We start from the raw sequence: 2,530 nt of genomic DNA on the forward strand, positions 1-2,530 counted from the left end.
ATGATGTCACGGGGGAAATGACGACCCGAGAAGATACCCATGGCTGTGATTATTTCACGTCGCTCTTCCTACTGCCCCAACTTTGCAACAGCACCTCCGCCGTTACCGTGCCAACCTGACCCGGGTACTGGCCGAGGAGCAGGCGGCTGGGGGAGCGGAATCCAACAGGGATCCCGACGACGACCCGGATGCCGTATCCGCCAAACCTGCGAAGGTGCAGACGCGGTCCTGATTCCCAGGACGCGGATGAGCGCCGATCACCTTCACGGTGATCGGCGCTCAGTCTATTGACATACAAGTCCTGACGGGTTCAACAGGACCTGAGGTGGTTGCCTATTAGAAACTGCCGTCGATATCGGTGACAACAACAACCTTCTGGTTCACGAACTCCTTGATACCCAGATCAATCAGTTCATGTCCGTACCCGGAGTTCTTTACTCCACCGAAGGGGATGTCAGCCTTCACGCCGGTTGGCTGGTTGATGTAGACCATGCCGGTATCAATACGACGTGCCACCTTCCTGGCGCGGTCGATGTCCTTTGAGAACACCGAACCACCAAGGCCATAGGGGGTGTTGTTGGCCAGACGGACCGCATCGTCTTCATCCTTGGCACGGTAGAACTGGGTGACCGGTCCGAAGAACTCGGTGTGGGCGGTCTGGGAATCATCAGGAATGTTGGTCAGCAGGGTCGGGCGGAAGAATGCGCCCTTCTCCGGGACCTCGGAGCCGATGACCTCGACGGTGACACCTTCGCTGCGGGCTGTCTCCACCTGGGCGGCCAGATCACCGGCGGACTTCTGTGACGACAACGGGGCGAGGGTGGTGTTGGGATCCATGGGGTCACCGGCCACCAGCTCGGCGACATGCTTGGTGTATTCCTTGAGGAATTCATCCGCCACCTCATCCACCACAATGAGACGCTTGGAGGAGACACACACCTGGCCTGCGTTCCAGTGGCGGCCGAAGGCGGCCCAACGGGCGGCCTTCTCAATGTCGGCATCCTCGAGAACCACGAAGGCATCCGCACCACCGAGCTCCAGCGTGGACTTCTTGAAGTGCTTGGCGGCAGTTGCCGCAACCACGGAACCCGCACGCTCAGAACCAGTCAGGGCGACACCCTTAACGCGGGGATCGGCAAGGATGCGATCAGTTGCATCGTGGTTGGCGAAGATATTGGTCAACAGCCCCTCAGGTGCACCTGCATCCCGGTAGAGCTGAACCATGGCCAGGGCGGACTGCGGAACATTCGAGGCGTGCTTCAACACGATGGTGTTACCCGCCATCAACTGTGGTGCTGAAATGCGGATGACCTGGTAAAAGGGGAAGTTCCACGGCTCGATCGCGTAGAGGACACCCAGTGGTTCATTAACCAGCGAGACATCAGTATCGCCGAAACCCTCAGCCCGGAGGTAACGGGGTGCGAGGTGCTCAGGACCGAACTTGGAGTAGTACTCGAGGATATTCGCAGAAAGCTCCACCTCAGCCTCTGCCTCCCCGATGAGCTTGCCCATCTCGAGGGTGAGAATCTCGGCATAACGACGTGAATTCTCACGAAGCTCCCTGGCGGCACGGCCCAGGAGTGCTGCACGTTCCTCCACGGGCTCATTCCTCCAGGACTGGAATGCCTCATGGGCGCCAGCAAGGGCGGCATCGATCTGCTCCGGGGTGGCGTCCTCAAAGGTTTTGGCTACCTCACCGGTGTAAGGGTTGATTGTCTGATGGGCCATTTGATAAATCCTTCCTAAAATCTCGGCTTATTGTGTTGTGTTTCACATCGTATCAGATGTTGATGTGCCACGTAAGTGCCTGTGTATAGGGCAGGAATGCGGATGCTGCTGATCCAGGAGGGTAGGGGCGGGGACTGTATGTCCTCTGTGCTCGAGAAGAATCCATTGGTTTGACCAGTGCATCAGATGGTTAGCCACGGGTGGGGATGCCCCTGCTCATGCGCAAAGTGCCCCGGCTACAGGTTGCTGCCGGGGCACTCGGTTACGGTGAACGGGTGACCACTACACTTTTCGTCTCCGCAACCCGTGAGGAAGCTGCGTACCTCCCCGCAGGTACCGACCTGATCGTCACGGGCATCGGCACCCTCAACTGTGCCATCGCGCTGACCAGGGAATTGGCCAGCCGGACGCAGCTTCCTGATCGCATCATCAATATCGGCACCGCCGGAGGCCTCCGTGACGGTATCGGTGGTGTGTATGAGATAGCGCGGGTATTCCAGCACGATTTCTCCAGCGATCTCATCTCACAGATGCTCGGGCGGGTGCTGTTGCAAAGTTGGGCGGAGAGCAGCGAAGACTCAGTTTCTCATTCCCTGATGGCCGCTGCGTGTGGGCGTTCTCAGGCCGTCTCGAAGACCCGGTTGACGATCACCGCGTCCGGGTTCGGTTGCCCGTAGGCAAACATCGTGCCTTGCCCTTTCCGCAATGAGTGCATCGCCTCCATCCCTTTCAACGTCCGATATGCAGATGTCCGGTTCTTAAACGCGCCTTTCGGCCCGAGGATCCGCTTCAGCCGACCATG

The 2,530-nt window shown here is 58.8% G+C and carries 3 protein-coding genes and 1 pseudogene; 2 read left to right on the forward strand and 2 right to left on the reverse strand.

Going from position 1 to position 2,530, the window contains the following annotated elements:
- Positions 1 to 82: 82 nt before the first annotated feature.
- Entirely contained in the window at positions 83 to 232 is a 150-nt protein-coding gene (locus A37O_RS16690) for a hypothetical protein (protein ID WP_169332161.1), read from the forward strand.
- Positions 233 to 336: 104 nt separating this feature from the next.
- On the opposite strand, the gene A37O_RS0111415 is transcribed toward A37O_RS16690, so the two are convergent.
- On the reverse strand, positions 337 to 1,728 hold the full coding sequence (locus tag A37O_RS0111415) for an NAD-dependent succinate-semialdehyde dehydrogenase (protein WP_018297636.1): 1,392 nt from the start codon (positions 1,726 to 1,728) through the stop codon (positions 337 to 339).
- 275 nt (positions 1,729 to 2,003) lie between these two features.
- On the opposite strand from A37O_RS0111415, the gene A37O_RS15445 reads away from it, so the two are divergent.
- Positions 2,004 to 2,405, forward strand: coding sequence for a phosphorylase family protein (locus tag A37O_RS15445; RefSeq protein WP_245533841.1), 402 nt, complete (start codon positions 2,004 to 2,006; stop codon positions 2,403 to 2,405).
- Here A37O_RS15445 and A37O_RS16290 read toward each other — a convergent pair.
- Positions 2,348 to 2,530, reverse strand: a pseudogene (locus A37O_RS16290) (IS6 family transposase); the annotation flags it as partial. The gene A37O_RS15445 and the pseudogene A37O_RS16290 sit on opposite strands and share 58 nt — an antisense overlap.

The sequence above is a fragment of the Corynebacterium lubricantis DSM 45231 genome (assembly GCF_000379425.1).
GTDB classification, from domain to species: Bacteria; Actinomycetota; Actinomycetes; order Mycobacteriales; family Mycobacteriaceae; genus Corynebacterium; species Corynebacterium lubricantis.

Excerpts from the sequence above, each read along its gene's own strand:
- A37O_RS0111415 (WP_018297636.1), bottom strand. The coding sequence starts at position 1,728 with ATGGCCCATCAGACAATCAACCCTTACACCGGTGAGGTAGCCAAAACC.